The sequence below is a fragment of the Streptomyces sp. NPDC091416 genome, assembly GCF_044756845.1.
Lineage (GTDB): Bacteria > Actinomycetota > Actinomycetes > Streptomycetales > Streptomycetaceae > Streptomyces.
The window spans coordinates 92,517-110,901 of the sequence record NZ_JBIVTU010000016.1 but is presented as its reverse complement, the minus strand read 5'-3'; the positions used below and the strand labels follow the sequence as shown (position 1 = coordinate 110,901).

The 18,385-nt window shown below is 71.5% G+C and carries 13 protein-coding genes; 8 read left to right on the top strand and 5 right to left on the bottom strand.

Features of this window, described 5'->3' with window-relative positions; translation table 11 throughout:
• Positions 1 to 168: 168 nt before the first annotated feature.
• The 4 genes from ACIQMX_RS35490 to ACIQMX_RS35475 all read left to right on the top strand — a co-directional run bounded on the left by ACIQMX_RS35490 (position 169) and on the right by ACIQMX_RS35475 (position 4,707).
• Positions 169 to 1,440 carry an aspartate kinase gene (locus ACIQMX_RS35490; protein WP_363075179.1) on the top strand — a complete coding sequence of 424 codons (1,272 nt, stop codon included), beginning with the start codon at positions 169 to 171 and terminating at the stop codon, positions 1,438 to 1,440.
• Positions 1,437 to 2,501: an aspartate-semialdehyde dehydrogenase gene (locus ACIQMX_RS35485; protein ID WP_363075181.1), complete on the top strand. Its 1,065-nt coding sequence runs from the start codon at positions 1,437 to 1,439 to the stop codon at positions 2,499 to 2,501. The genes ACIQMX_RS35490 and ACIQMX_RS35485 overlap by 4 nt, the downstream gene beginning before the upstream one ends.
• Before the next feature lie 359 nt (positions 2,502 to 2,860).
• Entirely contained in the window at positions 2,861 to 3,436 is a 576-nt protein-coding gene (locus tag ACIQMX_RS35480) for a SigE family RNA polymerase sigma factor (protein ID WP_363075259.1), read from the top strand.
• Positions 3,437 to 3,552: 116 nt separating this feature from the next.
• Positions 3,553 to 4,707, top strand: coding sequence for a hypothetical protein (locus tag ACIQMX_RS35475; RefSeq protein ID WP_402484374.1), 1,155 nt, complete (start codon positions 3,553 to 3,555; stop codon positions 4,705 to 4,707).
• A gap of 52 nt (positions 4,708 to 4,759) precedes the next feature.
• Here the strand turns inward: ACIQMX_RS35475 and ACIQMX_RS35470 are convergent, their stop codons facing one another.
• Together ACIQMX_RS35470 and ACIQMX_RS35465 are read right to left on the bottom strand one after the other, a co-directional pair.
• Complete coding sequence (locus ACIQMX_RS35470) at positions 4,760 to 5,614, bottom strand: SURF1 family protein (RefSeq protein WP_363075183.1); 855 nt, start codon at positions 5,612 to 5,614, stop codon at positions 4,760 to 4,762.
• A 72-nt stretch (positions 5,615 to 5,686) separates the two neighbouring features.
• Positions 5,687 to 7,534, bottom strand: a complete 1,848-nt coding sequence (locus tag ACIQMX_RS35465) for a S9 family peptidase (RefSeq protein WP_402484296.1) — start codon at positions 7,532 to 7,534, stop codon at positions 5,687 to 5,689.
• A gap of 71 nt (positions 7,535 to 7,605) precedes the next feature.
• Here ACIQMX_RS35465 and ACIQMX_RS35460 point away from each other — a divergent pair, with 71 nt between their 5' ends.
• Both ACIQMX_RS35460 and ACIQMX_RS35455 read left to right on the top strand, forming a co-directional pair.
• Positions 7,606 to 8,451, top strand: a complete 846-nt coding sequence (locus ACIQMX_RS35460) for a methyltransferase domain-containing protein (RefSeq protein WP_363075187.1) — start codon at positions 7,606 to 7,608, stop codon at positions 8,449 to 8,451.
• 78 nt (positions 8,452 to 8,529) lie between these two features.
• Positions 8,530 to 8,931, top strand: coding sequence for a nuclear transport factor 2 family protein (locus ACIQMX_RS35455; RefSeq protein ID WP_363075189.1), 402 nt, complete (start codon positions 8,530 to 8,532; stop codon positions 8,929 to 8,931).
• Positions 8,932 to 9,233: 302 nt separating this feature from the next.
• Here the strand turns inward: ACIQMX_RS35455 and ACIQMX_RS35450 are convergent, their stop codons facing one another.
• Complete coding sequence (locus ACIQMX_RS35450; protein ID WP_363075191.1) at positions 9,234 to 10,028, bottom strand: SGNH/GDSL hydrolase family protein; 795 nt, start codon at positions 10,026 to 10,028, stop codon at positions 9,234 to 9,236.
• A 268-nt stretch (positions 10,029 to 10,296) separates the two neighbouring features.
• Positions 10,297 to 11,493 carry a cobalt-precorrin-5B (C(1))-methyltransferase gene (locus ACIQMX_RS35445; RefSeq protein WP_402484293.1) on the bottom strand — a complete coding sequence of 399 codons (1,197 nt, stop codon included), beginning with the start codon at positions 11,491 to 11,493 and terminating at the stop codon, positions 10,297 to 10,299.
• 11 nt (positions 11,494 to 11,504) lie between these two features.
• Between ACIQMX_RS35445 and ACIQMX_RS35440 the strand changes: the two genes are divergently transcribed.
• Positions 11,505 to 12,260 carry a cobalt-precorrin-6A reductase gene (locus ACIQMX_RS35440; RefSeq protein WP_363075195.1) on the top strand — a complete coding sequence of 252 codons (756 nt, stop codon included), beginning with the start codon at positions 11,505 to 11,507 and terminating at the stop codon, positions 12,258 to 12,260.
• Between the two features lie 12 nt (positions 12,261 to 12,272).
• Here the strand turns inward: ACIQMX_RS35440 and ACIQMX_RS35435 are convergent, their stop codons facing one another.
• Positions 12,273 to 12,899 (bottom strand): precorrin-8X methylmutase, encoded by a 627-nt coding sequence (locus ACIQMX_RS35435; protein ID WP_363075197.1) that lies wholly within the window; start codon positions 12,897 to 12,899, stop codon positions 12,273 to 12,275.
• A gap of 281 nt (positions 12,900 to 13,180) precedes the next feature.
• On the opposite strand from ACIQMX_RS35435, the gene ACIQMX_RS35430 reads away from it, so the two are divergent.
• Positions 13,181 to 18,352, top strand: coding sequence for a DUF5979 domain-containing protein (locus ACIQMX_RS35430; RefSeq protein WP_402484290.1), 5,172 nt, complete (start codon positions 13,181 to 13,183; stop codon positions 18,350 to 18,352).
• Positions 18,353 to 18,385: the final 33 nt, after the last annotated feature.

Sequence of the window (18,385 nt, the reverse complement as noted above, 5' to 3'; positions counted from 1 at the left end):
GAGTGGTGCGGTGATCAGCGGGCAGCAGCCTCGTACGAGCAGTTCGGAGCGACACGCCGACGATCACGTGGTGAGCGGGACATCTCAGCATGTGGTATGAACGGGGCGTTTCCGGACTGCTCGTTAAACTGAGCCGACCGCGATAAATGGATTGAGCGAGGAGCGCACGTGGGCCTTGTCGTGCAGAAGTACGGAGGCTCCTCCGTAGCCGATGCCGAGGGCATCAAGCGGGTCGCCAAGCGAGTCGTCGACGCCAAGAAGAACGGCAACCAGGTGGTTGTCGTGGTGTCCGCGATGGGTGACACGACGGACGAGTTGATCGATCTCGCCGAGCAGGTATCCCCGATGCCGGCCGGGCGTGAGTTCGACATGCTGCTGACCGCCGGGGAGCGGATCTCCATGGCCCTGCTGGCCATGGCGATCAAAAACCTGGGCCACGAGGCCCAGTCCTTCACGGGCAGCCAGGCCGGCGTCATCACCGACTCGGTCCACAACAAAGCGCGCATCATCGATGTCACGCCCGGCCGCATCCGGACCTCGATCGACGAGGGCAACATCGCCATCGTCGCCGGGTTCCAGGGAGTCAGCCAGGAGGGCAAGAACATCACGACCCTCGGCCGCGGCGGGTCGGACACCACCGCGGTGGCGCTCGCGGCGGCACTGGACGCCGAGGTCTGTGAGATCTACACCGATGTGGACGGTGTCTTCACCGCCGACCCGCGGGTCGTGAAGAAGGCCCGGAAGATCGACTGGATCTCCTTCGAGGACATGCTGGAACTGGCCGCGTCCGGTTCCAAGGTGCTGCTGCACCGCTGTGTGGAGTACGCACGCCGCTACAACATCCCGATCCACGTCCGCTCGTCCTTCTCGGGGCTGCGCGGAACCTGGGTCAGCAACGAGCCGCAAGGGGACCAGCAGGTGGAGCACGCCATCATCTCCGGAGTCGCCCACGACGTCTCCGAGGCCAAGGTCACGGTCGTCGGCGTGCCCGACAAGCCGGGTGAGGCCGCAGCGATCTTCCGCGCGATCGCGGACGCCGAGATCAACATGGACATGGTGGTGCAGAACGTCTCCGCCGCGTCGACCGGCCTGACCGACATCACCTTCACGCTCCCCAAGGCGGAGGGCCGCAAGGCCATCGACGCCCTGGAGCGCAGCCGGGCCGGCATCGGCTTCGAGTCGCTGCGCTACGACGACCAGATCGCCAAGATCTCCCTGGTCGGCGCCGGTATGAAGACCAACCCGGGGGTCACCGCGGGCTTCTTCGAGGCGCTGTCCGAGGTCGGCGTGAACATCGAGCTGATCTCGACGTCCGAGATCCGTATCTCGGTGGTCACCCGCGCCGACGACGTCAACGAGGCCGTGCGCGCCGTGCACACCGCCTTCGGTCTCGACAGCGACTCCGACGAGGCAGTCGTGTACGGGGGCACCGGCCGATGACCGCACGCCGCCCTTCGCTCGCGGTCGTCGGCGCGACCGGGGCGATCGGCGGCGTCATGCTCCAGATCCTCTCGGAACACGCGGATGTCTGGGGCGAGGTGAAACTGATCGCCTCACCGCGTCCGGCCGGCCGCAAGCTGGTCGTCCGCGGTGAGGAGGCCGAGGTCCTCGGACTCACCGAGGACGTCTTCGACGATGTCGACGTGGCGCTCTTCCTGGTGCCCGACGAGGTGTCCGCGCACTGGGCGCCGCTCGCCGCGTCCAAGGGCACGGTCGTCATCGACGGATCGGCGGCCTTCCGGATGGACGGCGAGGTCCCGCTGGTCGTACCCGAGATCAACCCGCATGCCGTACGGATCAGACCGCGCGGCATCGTCGCGAGCCCGAACTGCACGACGCTGTCGCTGATCGTCGCGGTCGGTGCCCTGCACGCCGAGTTCGGGCTGCGGGAACTCGTCGTCTCGTCCTACCAGGCCGTGAGCGGGGCCGGGCGCGACGGCGTCACCGTCCTGCGGGAACAGCTCTCGATGGTGGCCGGCACCGAACTCGGTACGAAGCCGGGCGACGTGCGCCGGGTCGTGGGCGACACGGACGGCGGCCCCTTCGCCGCACCCGTGGCCCTCAACGTCGTGCCGTGGGCCGGTACGGACGCGGGCGACGGCTGGTCGTCCGAGGAACTGGCGATCCGCGACGAGTGCCGCAAGATCCTCGATCTGCCCGCGCTGAAGGTCTCGGCGACCTGTGTGTACGTGCCCGTGATCGCCACGCACTCGATGTCCGTGCACGTCCGGTTCGAGAACGAGGTCGCGGTCGACCGGGCCCACGAGATCCTGGCCACCGCGCCGGGCGTGGTGCTCTACGACAACCCCGGATCCGGTGATTTCCCGACCCCGTCCGATGTGGTGGGCACCGATCCCACGTGGGTCGGCCGGGTCCGCCGCTCGCTGGACGACCCCAGAGCGCTGGAACTCTTCGTCTGCGGCGACAACCTCCGTAAGGGAGCGGCGCTGAACGTGGCGCAGATCGCCGAAACGGTGGCTGCCGAATTTCCCCGGTCCTGATCGAACCTGTTTTGTACGCTCTGTGAATGCCCTGTGAGCAACTTGCCGTTCGGAACCCCTTGAGCTGGGGTGTCGCGGTGGCCGACGATGACCTTTCGGCCCGTCGCAACCGCCGGCCGGCCGGCAGGCGTCTCTGCGGTCACTTCTTGCGCGGCGGGGCGCATATTCGGGGTATTTGGGGAAGAGCGGGTGCGTATGAGGGCTTATCGCATGGAGTCAAACGCGGTGCCGTATGCGTACAACCCTGACGGGGGGAAACGTGTCCAACTGGCGTGGCAGAGGTTCTCGATATCACAGTGGTGGGCCCCCTGCGCGGAGCTTCGGTGCGACCGCTCAGGCAGCCCCGCGCGTCCGGTGGTATGCCGGTGATCGCGCCCATGCCCGCGGCGCGGGCGGCGGGGCTGCCGACGCAGCGCGAGGGCGCTGAGGAGAGCGTGGCAGCCGGAACCACCGTCGACCATCTCACCGAGACCTACCGCGCCCACTACCGTTCGCTCCTCGGTCTCGCCGCCCTGCTGCTGGACGACACGGCGTCCTGTGAGGACGTCGTGCAGGAGGCGTTCATCCGCGTGCATTCGGCACGCAACCGGGTACGTGAGCCCGAGAAGACGCTCGCGTACCTGCGTCAGACCGTCGTGAACCTCTCCCGCTCCGCGCTGCGCCGGCGCATCCTCGGGCTGAAGCTGCTCTCCAAGCCCATGCCGGACATGGCGAGCGCGGAGGAGGGGGCGTACGACCAGCTGGAGCGGGACGCGCTGATCAAGGCGATGCGGGGGCTGCAACGGCGCCAGCGGGAGGTGCTGGTGCTGCGCTACTTCGCGGACATGACCGAGGCGCAGGTCGCCGAGACGCTGGGGATTTCCCTGGGCTCGGTGAAGGCGTACGGCTCCCGCGGCATCGCGGCGCTGCGCGTGGTGATGGAGGCGCAGGCATGAGCGGGCGCCACGACGACGACCACCTGCGCGGCGACGAGAACGCGAACGTGAACGAGGACGGGAACAGGCGCCGGTCTGCCCGCGCACATCGGAATGACCGGACTGGAAACGGGATTGTGAACCACGGGCCGGAGAGCGCTCCGCACAGGGACGGCGACACGGGCCGGGGGGTGCCTCCGGGGACCGGTGGTGGCGCGGCCGCCCTGTCCGGTCCGGGGTCCGGATCGCCCGGCGGTGACCTGTTCGACGAGGCGGCGCTGCGCCTGATGATGCGTGGTGCCGTGCAGGGCCTCGAACCGAGCGACGGCTCTCTCGACCATCTGTACCGCGCGGTGCCCGCCCGTCGTGCGCGGCGCCGTCAGGCGCTCGTCGGGGTGGCCGCGGCCGCCCTGCTCATCGGCACCGCGGTCCCCGCCTTCGTCCATGTGGCCGGCTCCGAGGGGTCGGACAAGGCCAGCCCCGCCATCGCCGGTCACAGTGAGCAGGCTCAGGGCGGCAACGGTGAGGAGCCCGGCGCGGAGTCCGGCAACGGGGGCGGCACCGGCGGCGGCGACGGGCAGCAGAGCGGTACCCAGGGCCTCCCGGACAGCACCGCGACCCCGTCCGACAGCAGCGGTCAGGGCGCGGACGAGGACACGAACGGCGGCTCCGCGGACGATCCGTCCGCCAGCGCGCAGGCCGACATGCCGGCCTGTTCCCCGGACCAGCTCGGGGTCGCCTCGGCGAGCACCGGCGCGGCCGGTGCCGACGGCACGGTCTACGGGACCTTCCGCATCGCCAACGTGTCCGGCACGAACTGCTCGGTGAGCAGCGGCGGCACGGTGGACTTCGCGGCGACGGGCGCGGCCGACCCGGCCAGGATCGTGGTCGTGCGGCACACGGAGGGCGACCCGGCATCCGGACTGCCCGATCCCGCGCAGGAGGAGACGACCGTGCTGCTGAAGCCGGCCATGGTCTATGAGGTGCAGTTCGCCTGGGTGCCCCAGGAGACCTGTCCGACCACCGGCGGCTCACCCTCCCCGACGCCCACGGACGGAGCGGCCGGCAGCACCGGGGTCGCGGCCGGGTCCACGACGGGCACCGGGACCGGGGAGGGCGAGGCGGGTACGGAGACGCAGCTCGGTGGTGACGAGGGCGACGGTGCGGCGGCCAAGGGCACCGTGTCCGTGATGCACACACCGGAGCCGGGGGCGCCGGTCGCCGAGACGACGATCGCCAACGCCTGCGCGGGCACGATCTACCGGACGGGCGTGCTGGCACCCCCGTCGTAGGCAGGGGTGCCTCTATCTCTTCGGTCAAGCTGTGCGGGCGCCGGAGGCCGGCTCAGCCTGCCGGGGTGTCCTCGTCGGCGACGAGGCCGAGCTTCAGGTCCCGGGCTGCTTCGGCCTCACGCCGCAGCAGCCGGAACCACATGAAGACGACGAACGCGGCGAAGACGAACCACTCACCCGTGTACCCGAGATTCTGGAACGCCTTCAGGTCGAGGCCGCTGCCCTCGGGCGCGGCGGCCGGGACGGGACGCAGCTCGGCGCCGCTCTTTCCCGGCGTGTCGGTGAGGGCGGCGTCGGAGGTCCCGGACGCGCCGGTCCCGGCCGCACCCGTGCCGGCGCCGGTGTCCTGGAGGGTCACCCAGGCGTCGTAGACGTCGTACCGCACGAGGTTGACCAGGGACGCGGCACTGATCATGCCGACCTGGCCGTCGGGGAGGCCGCCCTTCGCGTCGACGCCCTCCGTCCCCGTGTTCTCCGAGGCCTGGAGGTCGCCGGTCACGGTGACCCGTCCGGTCGGTGCGGCCGGCACCGGGGTCTGTCCGGCCTTCCCGGGCAGCCAGCCGCGTACCACCGGCAGGGCCTTGCCGCTGTCGGTGCGCAGCATGTCCAGCACGTAGAAGCCGCTGCGGTCGCCCAGCTTCCGGCCGGGCACCAGGAACTGATCGGCGTACGTGCCGCTCGCGGTCGCGGGGCGGCCGGAGGTCACCGTGTCGACGGGCAGCAGCTCGTCGAGCGGCTCGGCGGTCATCGAGCCGGGTGCGGGCTGCTTCTCGGCGGCCTCGTGCGTCTGCACGCGGTCCTCGAAGCGGCCGAGCTGCCAGGTGCCCATGAACACGCAGAACGGGATGGCCAGCGCGACGAAGAGGTTGATCCCCCACCATCGCGGGGTCAGCAGGAACCGGTACACCCCTCCACGGTACGGTCCCCGCTCCGGCCCTCCGGAGCGGGGGCACCTCGTACACCGCCCTTTATGCGCTCCCTACAGCCCTTGGGAAGCCCCGGCCGGGTCTCCCAGGTGGCGCTGGGCGAAGTCGAGTTCCAGCCGCACCTGCTTGATGCGCTCCTCCACCACGAGCGAGCCGTGGCCCGCGTCGTACCGGTAGACCTCGTGCACGGCGTCGCGGCCCTTCAGCCGGTCCACGTAGTTCTCCACCTGGCGGATCGGGCAGCGCGGGTCGTTGACGCCCGCCGAGATGTAGACGGGGGCCCGCACGGCGTCGACGTAGGTGAGGGGCGAGGAGGCCTCGAAACGCTCGGGCACCTCTTCCGGCGTACCGCCCAGCAGGGTGCGGTCCATGGCCTTCAGGGCCTCCATCTCGTCGTGGTACGCCGTGACATAGTCCGCGACCGGGACCGCGGCCAGGCCCACGGCCCAGTCGCCGGGCTGGGTGCCGAGGCCGAGCAGTGTCAGATAGCCGCCCCAGGAGCCGCCGGCCAGGACCAGCTTCGCCGGGTCCGCGAGGCCGGACTTCACCGCCCACTCCCGCACCGCCGCGATGTCCTCCAGCTCGATCAGGCCGACCCGGTGCTTGAGCGCGTCCGTCCAGGCCCGCCCGTAACCGGTCGAGCCGCGGTAGTTGACCCGGACGACCGCGTAACCGTGGTCCACCCAGGCGGCGGGGCCGGCCGCGAAGGCGTCGCTGTCGTGCCAGGTCGGTCCGCCGTGGATCTCGAAGACGGTCGGGAACGGGCCCTCGGCCGGAGCGGCCGGGCGCTGGACGAGCGCGTGGATGCGGCCCCCGGGCCCGTCCACCCACACGTCCTCGACCGGGACGGACACCGGGGCCTTCGCGCCGGGCGGATCGAGCACCACCGCGCCGGTGGTGGAGCGGACGACGGGCGGCTCGGCGGCCGACGACCACAGGTACTCCACCGTGCCGTCCGGCCGGGCCGTGGCGCCCGAGACCGAACCCGCGGGCGTCTCCACCCGCTCCAGGGTCCCGTCGGCCGCGGCCGGCCCGTACCGCCACAGCTCGCTGCGGGCCTCGAAGCCGTGCTCGACGAGCAGCGCGGAGCCGTCCGGATACCACTCGGCGCCGACGTCGCCGGGCAGATCGATGGCGAGGTCGGTCTCCGTGCCCGCCACCGGGTCCCAGATCATCGGCTCCCAGCGGCCGCGCCGCTGGTGCCCGACCAGCAGCCGGGTGTCCCCGGCCACCGGTGCGAAGCCGAGGACCGTGAGGCCGAGCTCCTTCGTGCCGCCCTCGGTGTCGTCCAGCTCCGCGACCGCGGTGCCGTCGGGCCGCACCACGCGCAGCGCGGAGTGCATCGCGTCGCCGTGCTCGGTGTGCTCCAGCGCGATCAGCGAGCCGTCGTGCGACAGGTCGCCCACCCCCGCCGACTCGCGGTGGCGGTAGATCTCCGCGGGCGCCGCCCCGGGCCGTACGACATGGACCGTCGTGCCGTCCTCGTCCGTCGAACGGCCGATCACCGCGGTGCCGTCGCGTCCGATGGCGAGCCCGGCCGGGTAGGAGGGGCCGAGGCCGGGAGCGGCGGGTTCGTCCACCGCCGCCTCGCCCCCGGCGCCGAACGGCTGGCGCATCCACACCCCGAACTCGTCCCCGTCGGTGTCGCTGAACCACCACACGGCCTCGCCGTCCGGCGTCAGCACGCCGTCCGTCGTCCCGTTCGGCCGGTCGGTCACCTGGCGCTGCCCGCCCGTCGACCGGTCCCACGCGTACAGCTCGTAGGTCCCCGTCGCGTTGGAGACGAACAGCGCGCGGTCCGGCGCGTCCTGCGCCCAGTCGGGCAGCGACACCCGGGGAGCCCGGAAGCGCTGCTCCCACGCGGGGACGGAATCGTCTCTCGAACCAGTGGTCTCAGTCATGCCCACCATTCTGCTCCGGACGGCCGACAAACCGTTCGCGTCGTCCGCAGCCTGTGGATAACCTCGCCGACATGCCTGCTCCGATACCCGCCGACTGGCGCGAGGCCAACCGCGCGATGTGGGATGAGCGTGTGCCCATCCACGCCGAGAGCGACTTCTACGACCTGGACTCCTTCCGCGCGGGCAAGGACGCCCTGCGGGACTTCGAGCTGGCGGAGGTCGGGGACGTGACCGGCCGGACGCTGCTGCACCTGCAGTGCCACATCGGTCTCGACACCCTGTCCTGGGCCCGGCACGGCGCCGCGCAGGTCGTCGGCCTCGACTTCTCCGAACCGGCCGTCGAGACCGCCCGCGGGCTCGCCCGGGAGCTGGGCATGGGCCCGGACCGGGCGGCGTTCGTCGCCGCAGACGTCCACGACGCGGCACAGGCGGTGCCGGACGACGCGTACGACATCGTCTACACGGGCATCGGCGCGCTGAACTGGCTGCCCGACATCGACCGCTGGGCCGAGACGGCGGCCTCCCTCGTCGCGCCCGGCGGGTTCCTCTACCTGGCGGAGTTCCATCCGCTCACCGACTGCCTCGACGACGAGACGGGTGCGCGGATCGTGCACGACTACTTCTCCCGCGACGCCTGGGTGGACGAGACGCCGGGCACGTACGCGGACTTCGACGCGCCGACGGTCCACAACCGCAGCGTCGAGTGGCAGCACCCGGTGGGCAGTGTGGTCTCCGCGCTGGCCGCGGCCGGTCTGCGGATCGAGTTCCTGCACGAGCACGACGCCTCGCTCTTCGCGCGGTTCCCGGTGCTGGAGCACGGATCGGACGGCTACTACCGCTTCCCGGCGGAACGGCCGCGGATTCCGCTGATGTACTCGGTCAAGGCGAGCCGGCCGGACGGACCGGGCAGCCGGTGACGGCGCAACGGGACGGCCGGGCGGGGGCTTTCGCCGGGGCCCGGGCCGATTGTCAGTGGCCGGGTCCAGACTCGGAACATGACCACGACTGCTGATTCGACGGCTGATCTGCGTGCCACGGTCGAGAGGTACTGGACCGCGGCCGACCTCCGTGACTGGGACACCTTCGCGGCGACACTCGCCGACGAGGTGCTGTACGACCTGCCGCAGACCCGCGAGCGCATCCGCGGCAAGGAGCGGTACATGGCGTTCAACCGGGAGTACCCGGGGAACTGGCGGGTGCGTGTCGAGCGGGTCGTGGCCGACGGCGGCGGGCGGCAGGCCGCCGTCCGGACGCTGGTCACCGACGGCGGCCAGGAGTCGCACGCCATCCACTTCTTCACCTTCGACGCGCAGGGGCGGATCAGCGGGATCACCGACTTCTGGCCCGAGCCGTACGAGCCCCCGGCGGGCCGGGAGCATCTGGTGGAGCGGTACTGACGAGCGGTACGGCGGGCCGGGAAGCGACCGGAACGCACGGACGCGGTACCGCTCCGGAGCCGGGAACTCCGAAGCGATACCGCGCCCGCTACACACGTGCCGGCCCCGGGCCGTGTCCGCGAAGTCCCGTCCGGCCCGCGACGCCTGTCACGCACTCCCGCGGTCCCCGCCCGCCGGGCGGCGGACGGCGATACTTCGCGGACACTCCCCGGGACCTCTCGTCCGGACCGTGCCGGCTCGCGGGGTCCGGCACGCGCGTCCGACCCCGCTTCCATGTCCGGCCCGATCCCGGCGGAAGATCCCTAGGCGACCGAACGGAAGGCGGGCAGATAGCCGCCCAGCTGGCCGGAGTCCCTGGGGTGGTAGGAGTTGTAGACGGGGATCGTGACGCTGTGGAGCCACGGGCTGCCGGAGCACAGCTCGTGCCCGGTGAACTCGTCGACGACGCTGGAGAACGTGAATCCGGCGTTCGCCGCCTGCTTGGCGATGACGCCGTTCAGCACGTCGGACGCGTTGTTGATGGCGGTGCGCTCCTTCTCCGTGAGACCGGCGATGCAGTTGCCGCCGATCTTGTAGAAGCGCGGGTAGCCCAGCACCACGACGTGGGCCTGCGGGGCCTTGGAGTGGATCGACGAGTAGAGCGAACCCAGCCGGGACGGCAGCGTGTTGTTCATCTTGCCGACGGCCGTGCTGACCCCGGAGAGGCAGGCGGCCTCGCCGGACAGCACGCAGTCCTGCATGACATCGGCGAAGCCGACGTCATTGCCGCCCGCGGTGACGCTGACCAGCGCGGTGGACGAGCTCAGCGAGCCGAGCTGGCTGCTCGCCACGGAGCTCGTGGTGGCGCCCGAACAGGCGACGAAGGCGAACGAGGACGGGGAGTTCGCCGCCGCCCACAGGTAGGGGTAGGACTTGGTGCTGCGGCGGCAGTCACCGCTGTCGGACAGATAGCTTCCGGCGCCGACACCGGACGAGTACGAGTCGCCCAGGGCGACGTACCCGCCGGCGGCGGCCGAGGCCGGCTGGGCCACGCCGAGAGCGGCGGCTGCGGCGAGGAGCAGCGTGGATGCGGATACCCAGAATCTCCGTACTGACATAGCTGTCAGCCCTCCGAAGTGTGGGGGGTGGGTGGGGGATTGATGAAGCGTCACCTGTTGTAGCAGTTTCGGGTACCCGTCGGTAATGGCTGCGCGAGAACGTGCCGGATTTGCCCGAATGATCATTCGGTAGTCGTAGCTCCGCGCGTAGATAAACCTGCAACTGGCCCTGAAACAAAGGTTTCAGGACCATCCACTCATCACTTCGGAGGTGGCGACGGAAGGGTCCTCCGAGCGGAAGGACCCTGCGGGAACGCCGGGCGGCGCCTCAGCGCACCGTGCTGCGCCCGACCACCGCGCCCGCCCGGTCGATGCAGATGACGTCGACGGCGACCGGCGCCCCCCGCAGCACCCGCAGCGCCTCGTCCCGCGCCGCCGAGGCCACCAGGTCCCCGAGCGGGACGCCGCGCGCCAGACAGGAACGGAGCGCCGCGAGACCGGTGTTCGCCGCGGCCACCTCGGCGGCCAGGGCCTCGTCCGCCCCGCCCCGACGGGCCAGTCCGGCCAGGAACGACGGATCCACCTGGGAGCGTGCGGAGTGCAGGTCCAGATGGCCGGCGGCGAGCTTCGACAGCTTGGCGAACCCTCCGCAGACGGTGAGCCGCTCCACCGGATGACGGCGTACGTACTTGAGTACCGCGCCCGCGAAGTCGCCCATGTCCAGCAGGGCGATCTCCGGCAGCCCGTACTCCGCCACCACGGTCTTCTCCGAGGTGGAACCGGTGCAGCCCGCCACATGGGTCTGCCCGTCGGCCAGCGCCACATCCACCCCTCGCCGGATCGAGTCGATCCACGCCGAGCAGGAGTAGGGCACCACGACACCGGTCGTGCCGAGGATCGAGAGTCCGCCCAGGATGCCCAGACGCGGATTCCAGGTGGAGCGGGCGATCTCCTCGCCGTCGTCCACGGAGAGCGTGATCTCCACGTCCCCCGAGCCCCCGTGCCCGGATGCCGCCCGCGCCACGTGCTCGCGCATCATCCGGCGCGGCACGGGGTTGACCGCGGGCTCGCCGACATCGAGCGGAAGGCCGGGCAGCGTCACCGTGCCCACGCCCGGACCGGCCCGGAACACCACACCCGAGCCGGGCGGCAGCAGTCGCACGGTGGCCCGGACGAGCGCCCCGTGCGTGACATCGGGGTCGTCGCCCGCGTCCTTGACGATGCCGGCCGTGGCCCGGCCGTCGTGCAGCTCCTCGACCGCGAGCGCGAAGGCGGGGGTCTGCCCGCCGGGCAGGGTGATGGTCACCGGGTCCGGGAAGTCGCCGGTCAGCAGGGCCGTGTACGCGGCCGTGGTGGCCGCTGTCGCGCAGGCACCGGTGGTCCAGCCGGGCCGCAGACCCGTGTGCTTGAGTTGGGCGCTGCGCCCGCCCGATGCCTCAACCGTCCCGTGCCCGCCCGATGCTTCATCCGTCCCGTGCCCGCCCGATGCCTCACCCGCGCCGCGTCCGCCCGACGCCTCACCCATGGAGGGATCCGATGCACGTGCTCGTACTCGGCGGCACGACGGAGGCCCGTCGGCTGGCCGGGCTGCTGGTGGCGGAGCTGCCCGAGGGGGCCCGGGTGACGAGTTCGCTGGCCGGCCGCGTGTCCGGACCGAGGCTGCCGCCCGGGGAGGTGCGCATCGGGGGTTTCGGCGGAGCCGGGGGCCTGGCCGCATGGCTGCGTACGCACCGGGTGGATGCGCTCATCGACGCCACCCATCCTTTCGCCGGGACGATCAGTTTCCACGCGGCCGCCGGTGCCGCTGCCGCCCATGTTCCTCTCCTCGCTCTGCGCCGCCCCGGCTGGGTGCCCGGCGCGGGCGACGACTGGCACCCGGTCGCCTCCCTGGAGGAGGCCGCGGCGGCGCTCCCGGGCCTCGGGCGGCGGGTGTTCCTCACGACGGGGCGCCTCGGCCTGGCGGCCTTCGCCGGGCCGGGCGGCCTGTGGTTCCTGTCGCGGTCGGTGGACGCCCCCGAACCGCCGTACCCCGCCGGCATGGAGACGCTGCGGGACCGCGGGCCGTTCACCCTCGACGGTGAGCGCGAGCTGATCCGCCGCCACCGCATCGACGTCCTCGTCACCAAGGACAGCGGAGGCGCCGCCACGGCCCCCAAACTCGCCGCGGCCCGCGAGGCCCGGATCCCGGTGGTCGTGGTGCGCCGGCCGCCGGTCCCGGAGGGCGTGGCGGTGGCGGGCACGCCGGAGGAGGCCGTCACCTGGCTGCGCGTACGGTTCGGCCGGTCCGGCTGAGCGGCCGCCGGCTCACTCCTCCTCGGAGGCCAGGGCGTTGACCGCCGAGGCCGCCATCGCACTGCCGCCCCGCCGGCCCCGCACGATCAGGTGGGCCAGGCCCGACGGGTGCGCGGCCAGGGCGTCCTTGGACTCGGCCGCTCCGACGAACCCGACCGGCACACCGATGACGGCGGCGGGCCGCGGTGCCCCCTCCTCGATCAGTTCGAGCAGCCGGAAGAGCGCGGTGGGCGCGTTCCCGACGGCGACGACCGCCCCGTCCAGCCGGTCCCGCCACAGCTCCAGCGCGGCGGCGCTGCGGGTCGTGCCGAGCTTCGCCGCGAGACCGGGAACGGCCGGGTCGGACAGGGTGCACACCACCTCGTTGTCCGCGGGCAGCCGTCGCCGGGTGATGCCGCTGGCCACCATCGCCACGTCGCACAGGACCGGCGCGCCGTCCCGCAGCGCCGCACGGGCGCGGCTCACCACGTCCGGGGTGAAGGCGAGGTCACGGACCAGGTCGACCATGCCGCAGGCGTGGATCATCCGGACCGCGACCTGGCTCACATCGGCCGGCAGCCCCGTCAGATCGGCCTCGGCCCGGATGGTGGCGAAGGACTGGCGATAGATGGCCGGTCCGTCCTTCTCGTACTGGTGCACAGTGCTTCGCTCTCTTCGCGTGGCTGCCTTCTCGGCCCCCGCGCGGACGCGGGGGCGGCCGTACGGGCCCGACCGAGGCTATCCAGTGGGCCGACGGCCCCCGCACAGCCGCCCGGGACACCCAGATGGCTGAAATTCATGACTGATCATCAGATCATTGGTGCGGTCCGCTCGGCCGTCCGGGTGCCCTGTGCCTACGTTCACCCACGGTAACTGTCTGAGGTCGGAACCGGTGGGGCTGTCGAGGACGGCGCCGGTGTGAAGGGAAGAGGGACTGGTTCATGTCCGGACTTCGGCATAGGTTCGCCCGCCTGCCGGTGGGCATCACGGCAGTACTGACCCTGTTGTTCGTCTCCCAGGCGGCCGCGATGCCGGTCGAGGCGGCGGCGGACGACCCCATGAGCTCCGTCGGGATCACCAAGACCAACAGCACGGGCGGTGATCCGCTGGAGCCCGGGGACGAGTTCCTCTACACGCTCAACGGGCAGTGCTCGGGGCTCACGGTCGACTGTGTGGACTTCACCGTCACCGACACACTGCCCGAGGGCCTGGACGTCACCAGCCTTCCCCAGGCCACGACCACCCGTGACGTCACGTACGACGAGTCGACGCGGAAGCTGACCGTCGTCTACAAGCAGCCGCTGCAGAACCCCGAGGGCAAGACCGGCCTGCGGGCGGGCCAGGCGGGCGCCGTCGAGATCGGCATGCGGCTCCCGGCCGACACCCAGGCGGCGGACGGCACCACCATCGGCAACACCGCGGAGGTGACGGCCGGGAACGCCGACCCGAAGTCCTCCAGCACCGACGTGACGGTCTCCATCCCGCGGGCCGTCAAGCCGGTGGCGACGAAGACCTGGGAGGACGGTTCCGCGGTCGCCGGCACCGGCGAGGAGTCCACGCTCACGCTCGGGGTCCGTAACAACTCCTCCTCGTCGGCCGAGGTCACCGAGCTGGCCGTGTCCGACACCGGCGCGGAGACGTTCGAGTACTTCGACTTCACCTCAGCCTCCGTGACCGCGTTCCCCGAGGGCGCCGACCAGGCGCACCTGGTGGTGACCACGGCGGACGGGGCCACCCACACCGGGGACGTCATCTCCGAGCCGGGTGAGCTGCCGCTGCCCGGCGGTGTCGCCGCGGGTGATGTCACCGGATTCGAGGTCGTGTTCACCAACAGCGGCGGCGACCCGCTGCCGTACGACGCGACCGGCGGCACCGTCGAGGTGGGGCTGAAGCTCCGCGAGACCGAGCGCTCGGACGGGTCGCCGCTGCGGCCGACCGACAAGATCACCGTCGACAACTGCGCGGTCCCCTCCGCCCAGGAGACCACTGACGGCAAGGTCGTCGGTACGCAGGCCTGCGACACGTACGACATCCTGCCGGACGTCCTCGTGCTGGGCGGGTCCAAGAAGTTCTTCCCGGACACCAACGGCAACTTCGCTCAGGACAACGGCGAGCACGCCGTGCTCGGTGTGAACTCGCCGGTCAGCATGATGGTCGACGTCACGAACAACTCCCCGTTCCCGGTGAAGTCGATCACGGTCACCGAACCGGGCGCGGACACGGACAGTGAGTTCGACAAGGTCGCCGTGGACCAGGTCCGGCTGCGCCTTCCCGCGGGTGCCACCGAGGCGAAGCTGACCGTCACCTACGCCGACGGCACCAGCAGCACGCAGACGTACACGGAGAACCAGACCGTCGACGTCGCCAAGGACGGCACTTCCGTCACCCGGGTCGAGGTCGTGTACACCGGCGTCGACGGCGACGGGAACCCCACCATCGAGTCGGGCGCCGACGCGGGCCTGGACCTCCACGGCACCCTGACCGATGCCGTCACCGCGGACGACCTGCCTTCCGGCAGCAGTCCGGGAATCGCCAACTGCGCGGCCTTCAAGGGCGACGCCGGCCGCACGGACGGCAGCGGAACGGCGGCGGGCACCGCCTGCCAGGACCTGGTCGTCGAGTCGCCGAACACCTCCGGTTCCGGGTCCAAGACCGTCGACCAGACCGACGTGCCGCCCGGCCAGCCCATTCCGATGCACCTCAAGCTCAGCAACAACGGCAACAAGGTGCTGGTGGACCCGGTCCTCACCGACCCGCCCGCCGACGCGGACGGCAAGCCGGCCGGTCCGAGCCCCTTCGACGTGCTCCAGATCGACTCCGTGTCGGTCTCCCCGTCCTCCGCCCCGGTCACCATCGAGCTCTGGGACCCGACGGCGGGCGGCGGTGCGGGCGCCTGGGTCGCGTACGACGCCTCCGACACCGCGCTGCTGCACCGTGCCACGGGCGTACGCGCGTCCTACGACGGGGACATGCCGCCCCAGTCGAGCTTCACGGTCGATCTCGTCACCGAACGTCGCGAAGGCGTCGAGGACGGCGGGACGTTCACCAACTGCTACTCGATCTCCGCGGGTGGAGACTATGCGGCGGGCGACCCGGTGTGCTCTCCCGAGCTGACCACGGGGCCCGCCGACGACTCGGCCTCCCTCAACAAGTCGATCAGCCCCGGTCAGCTCCCGGAGTACGTACCCGGACTGCCCCGGCAGCACGCGGACGCCTCGCTCACCGTGCGCAACACCGGCAACATGTCGGCCAAGTACCTGCAGATGACCGACCAGGACAGCGACTTCTTCGACGCCGTCGACCTCGTGTCGATCGAGTCGAACACCATGCCGGCCGGTGCCGACCGGGTGCGGATCGACGCCTACGTCGACGGTGCCTGGGTCAACGGGACGCCGTCGGCCTCCGCCGCCCTGCCCCCGGGTGTGAACGCCGCGGATGTCACCGGCATCCGTGCCACGTACTCCTCGACCAGCGGATTCAACGACGGATACACGATCACCCCGTGCGCCGGGACCGCCTGCTCCGGCGTGCTGGTGCTCGACGTCAGCCCCCGCCCGGCCCTGCGTGACGGCGGCGGCCCCGTCCCCAGCCACCTGGAGGACACCCTGGGCGGCAGCTTCCTCACCAAGATCGAGGACGAGGACGCCCCCAAGGACATCGACCCGGTCGGCGCCACCCTGGACCTGGTCAAGGGCGACCCGGTGCTGGACGTCAGCAAGACGCCCAACACCGCGCTCGCGCCCGGCGAGGACGCGCCGTTCTACCTGAAGGTCACCAACACCGGTACGGCGAACGTGCCGAACCTCGTGGTGAAGGACGCGCTTCCCGAAGGCATCGCGTTCGTCGACACCTTCGAGGGCGACAACGGCGAGCCCTACAAGGTCATCGACACCAAGGTGCCCGACGGCACGCCGCCCGTCCCGGCCCCCGTGTTCGACGAGACCACCGGTGACGGCCGCGTCTCCGCGCTCAGCTGGGACTTCTCGAAGAACGCGGACGGCTCGGCATGGGTGCTGGCCCCCGGCGCCACCCTGACCATCGAGATCCACGTGCGGCTGGAGGCCGGCATCAACGCCGGTGACGTCGTCACCAACACGATGGGCGCCACCTCCTCCGACCCGGACACGACCTGCGAGGGCACCTCGCAGAGCGACGGCGCCTTCGGGGACGGCCTGTACTGCGTCGCCGAAGCCACTCTCACGGCCAAGTCCGGTGCCGCCTTCGTGGCCCGCAAGTGGGTCTCCGGCAACGACGGACTGGGCTGGTACAACACCCGCTCCGGCGAGATCGTCGAGGTGGGCGACGACTCCTGCCTCACCGCCACCGACGCCACCGGCCGCCGGTACACCGCCAACCCGTGCATCGCCCTGGTCAACCCCGGTGACCAGTACCACTACCTGATGCGCGTCCAGAACGCCGGTACCGAGTCCGGTACCGCCATGCGCATCGTGGACCGCTTCCCCGTCCAGGGCGACAAGGGCGTCATCCTCGACGAGCAGCGGGGCACCGCGTGGGACAAGCGGCCCACGCTCGCCTCGGAGCCGGCGCTGGACGGTCCCGGCACCATGGCCGTCGCCTACGAGAACGACGAGCCGCTGTGCACCGACGACCTCGACATGGGCGGCGCCGGTTCGAACGCCGACCCGTGCCCGTCCTCCACCTGGAACGACCCCTACAGCGCCGCGGCGGCCGGCGCCCGGATGGAGCTCACGTTCAGCCCGGCACTGGCCCCGGGCGGCACCGTCGACATCACGTACGCGATGGACACCCCGGTCGACGTCGCCAAGAACGGTGACCCGACGATCGCCTGGAACTCCTTCGCGCACAACGAGACCACCGACCGCGCCGGATCTCCCCGGGTGCTCCAGGCCAACGAGCCCATCCGGGTCGGCGTCGCCCTTTCCTACGGCGGCCTGAAGCTGGTCAAGCAGCTCGGCGACCACCCCGACCAGCTGGACGGCGCCCTGAAGCGGCTGCCGTTCCCGTACCACGTCACCTGCGTCATCGAGCCGCAGGGCGGTGAGCCCCGGACGGTCCTCGACAAGGACTACCGGGTGTCCGTGAACAGGCCCGTCACCGTCGACGGCCTGCCTGCGGGCGCACAGTGCTCCGTGTGGGAGACGTCGGCCCGTGGCGGCAGCGCCGACCACACCGCCGCCGACCCGGTCCTGGTGACCATCGAGCCGGGCATCGGCAACGAGCCGGTGCAGACGGCGGAGATCACCAACACGTTCCGGTTCGGCGCGCTGACTCTCAGGAAGGACCTGGAGGGCGACGCGGCGGACTACGCCACGGACCGCACGTTCAAGGTCGACGTCTCCTGCACGCTCCCGGACGCCTCGGGTGCGGCCGGTGACCGTGTGCTGCACAAGACGTACGAGGTGAAGACGGGTGAGCCCGTCACGGTGAAGCCCCTCCCGGCCAACAGCCGTTGCTGGGCCGAGGAAGTGGACACGGGCGGCGCCGCCAAGGCGGTCGTCGACCACGGTTCGTCCGACAACCCGGCCGTGGTCACGGCGGACGGCTCGGAGGGCGAGGGCGCGGTCATCACCGTGACCAACACCTTCCCGGCGGCGAAGCTGACCGTCAGCAAGCACGTGGTCAACGGCGGTTCGGGACCGTACGACTTCGGTCTCGCCTGCACCACCGACCAGGGTGATGTCGCCCTGGCGGCGGACGACAGCGCGTTCTCCCTGAAGGACGGCGAGCAGCGCGAGATCAGCGTGCCCGAGGGCGCGGAGTGCACCGTGACCGAGCTGAACGTCCCCGAGGGCGACACGGTCACCGTCACGGCGTCCGACGGCGGGACCGACGGCACGGTCGTCGTCGCCGGTGAGGCGTCGGTCGAGGTGACCAACACCTTCGAGAAGGACGAGGACGGCGGTCACCACGGCGGCGGGGACCACGACGGCGGTCACCACGGTGGCGGCGGCCACGGCGGTGGGGACCACCCGGGCCAGAACGGCGACGGCGGCCGGCCGGAGCACGGCGACGGCCACCTGGCCGACACCGGTGCCCGGACGTGGACCGTCCTCGGCATCCTGGCCGCCGCGCTGGCGCTCGTGGGAGGAGTGACGGCCCGCACGCTCAGCCGCCGCAGGCGCGTCGGCTGACCTGACGGCCCGCAGCACGGTGAAGGCCCCCGC

Bases quoted from the DNA above. Each gene is read 5' to 3' on its own strand.
- ACIQMX_RS35460 (WP_363075187.1), top strand. From the start codon at position 7,606: ATGCCTGCTCCGATACCCGCCGACTGGCGCGAGGCCAACCGCGCGATG.
- ACIQMX_RS35485 (WP_363075181.1), top strand. From the start codon at position 1,437: ATGACCGCACGCCGCCCTTCGCTCGCGGTCGTCGGCGCGACCGGGGCG.
- ACIQMX_RS35440 (WP_363075195.1), top strand. From the start codon at position 11,505: ATGCACGTGCTCGTACTCGGCGGCACGACGGAGGCCCGTCGGCTGGCC.
- ACIQMX_RS35430 (WP_402484290.1), top strand. From the start codon at position 13,181: ATGTCCGGACTTCGGCATAGGTTCGCCCGCCTGCCGGTGGGCATCACG.
- ACIQMX_RS35480 (WP_363075259.1), top strand. From the start codon at position 2,861: ATGCCGGTGATCGCGCCCATGCCCGCGGCGCGGGCGGCGGGGCTGCCG.
- ACIQMX_RS35450 (WP_363075191.1), bottom strand. From the start codon at position 10,028: ATGTCAGTACGGAGATTCTGGGTATCCGCATCCACGCTGCTCCTCGCC.
- ACIQMX_RS35465 (WP_402484296.1), bottom strand. From the start codon at position 7,534: ATGACTGAGACCACTGGTTCGAGAGACGATTCCGTCCCCGCGTGGGAG.
- ACIQMX_RS35445 (WP_402484293.1), bottom strand. From the start codon at position 11,493: ATGGGTGAGGCGTCGGGCGGACGCGGCGCGGGTGAGGCATCGGGCGGG.
- ACIQMX_RS35455 (WP_363075189.1), top strand. From the start codon at position 8,530: ATGACCACGACTGCTGATTCGACGGCTGATCTGCGTGCCACGGTCGAG.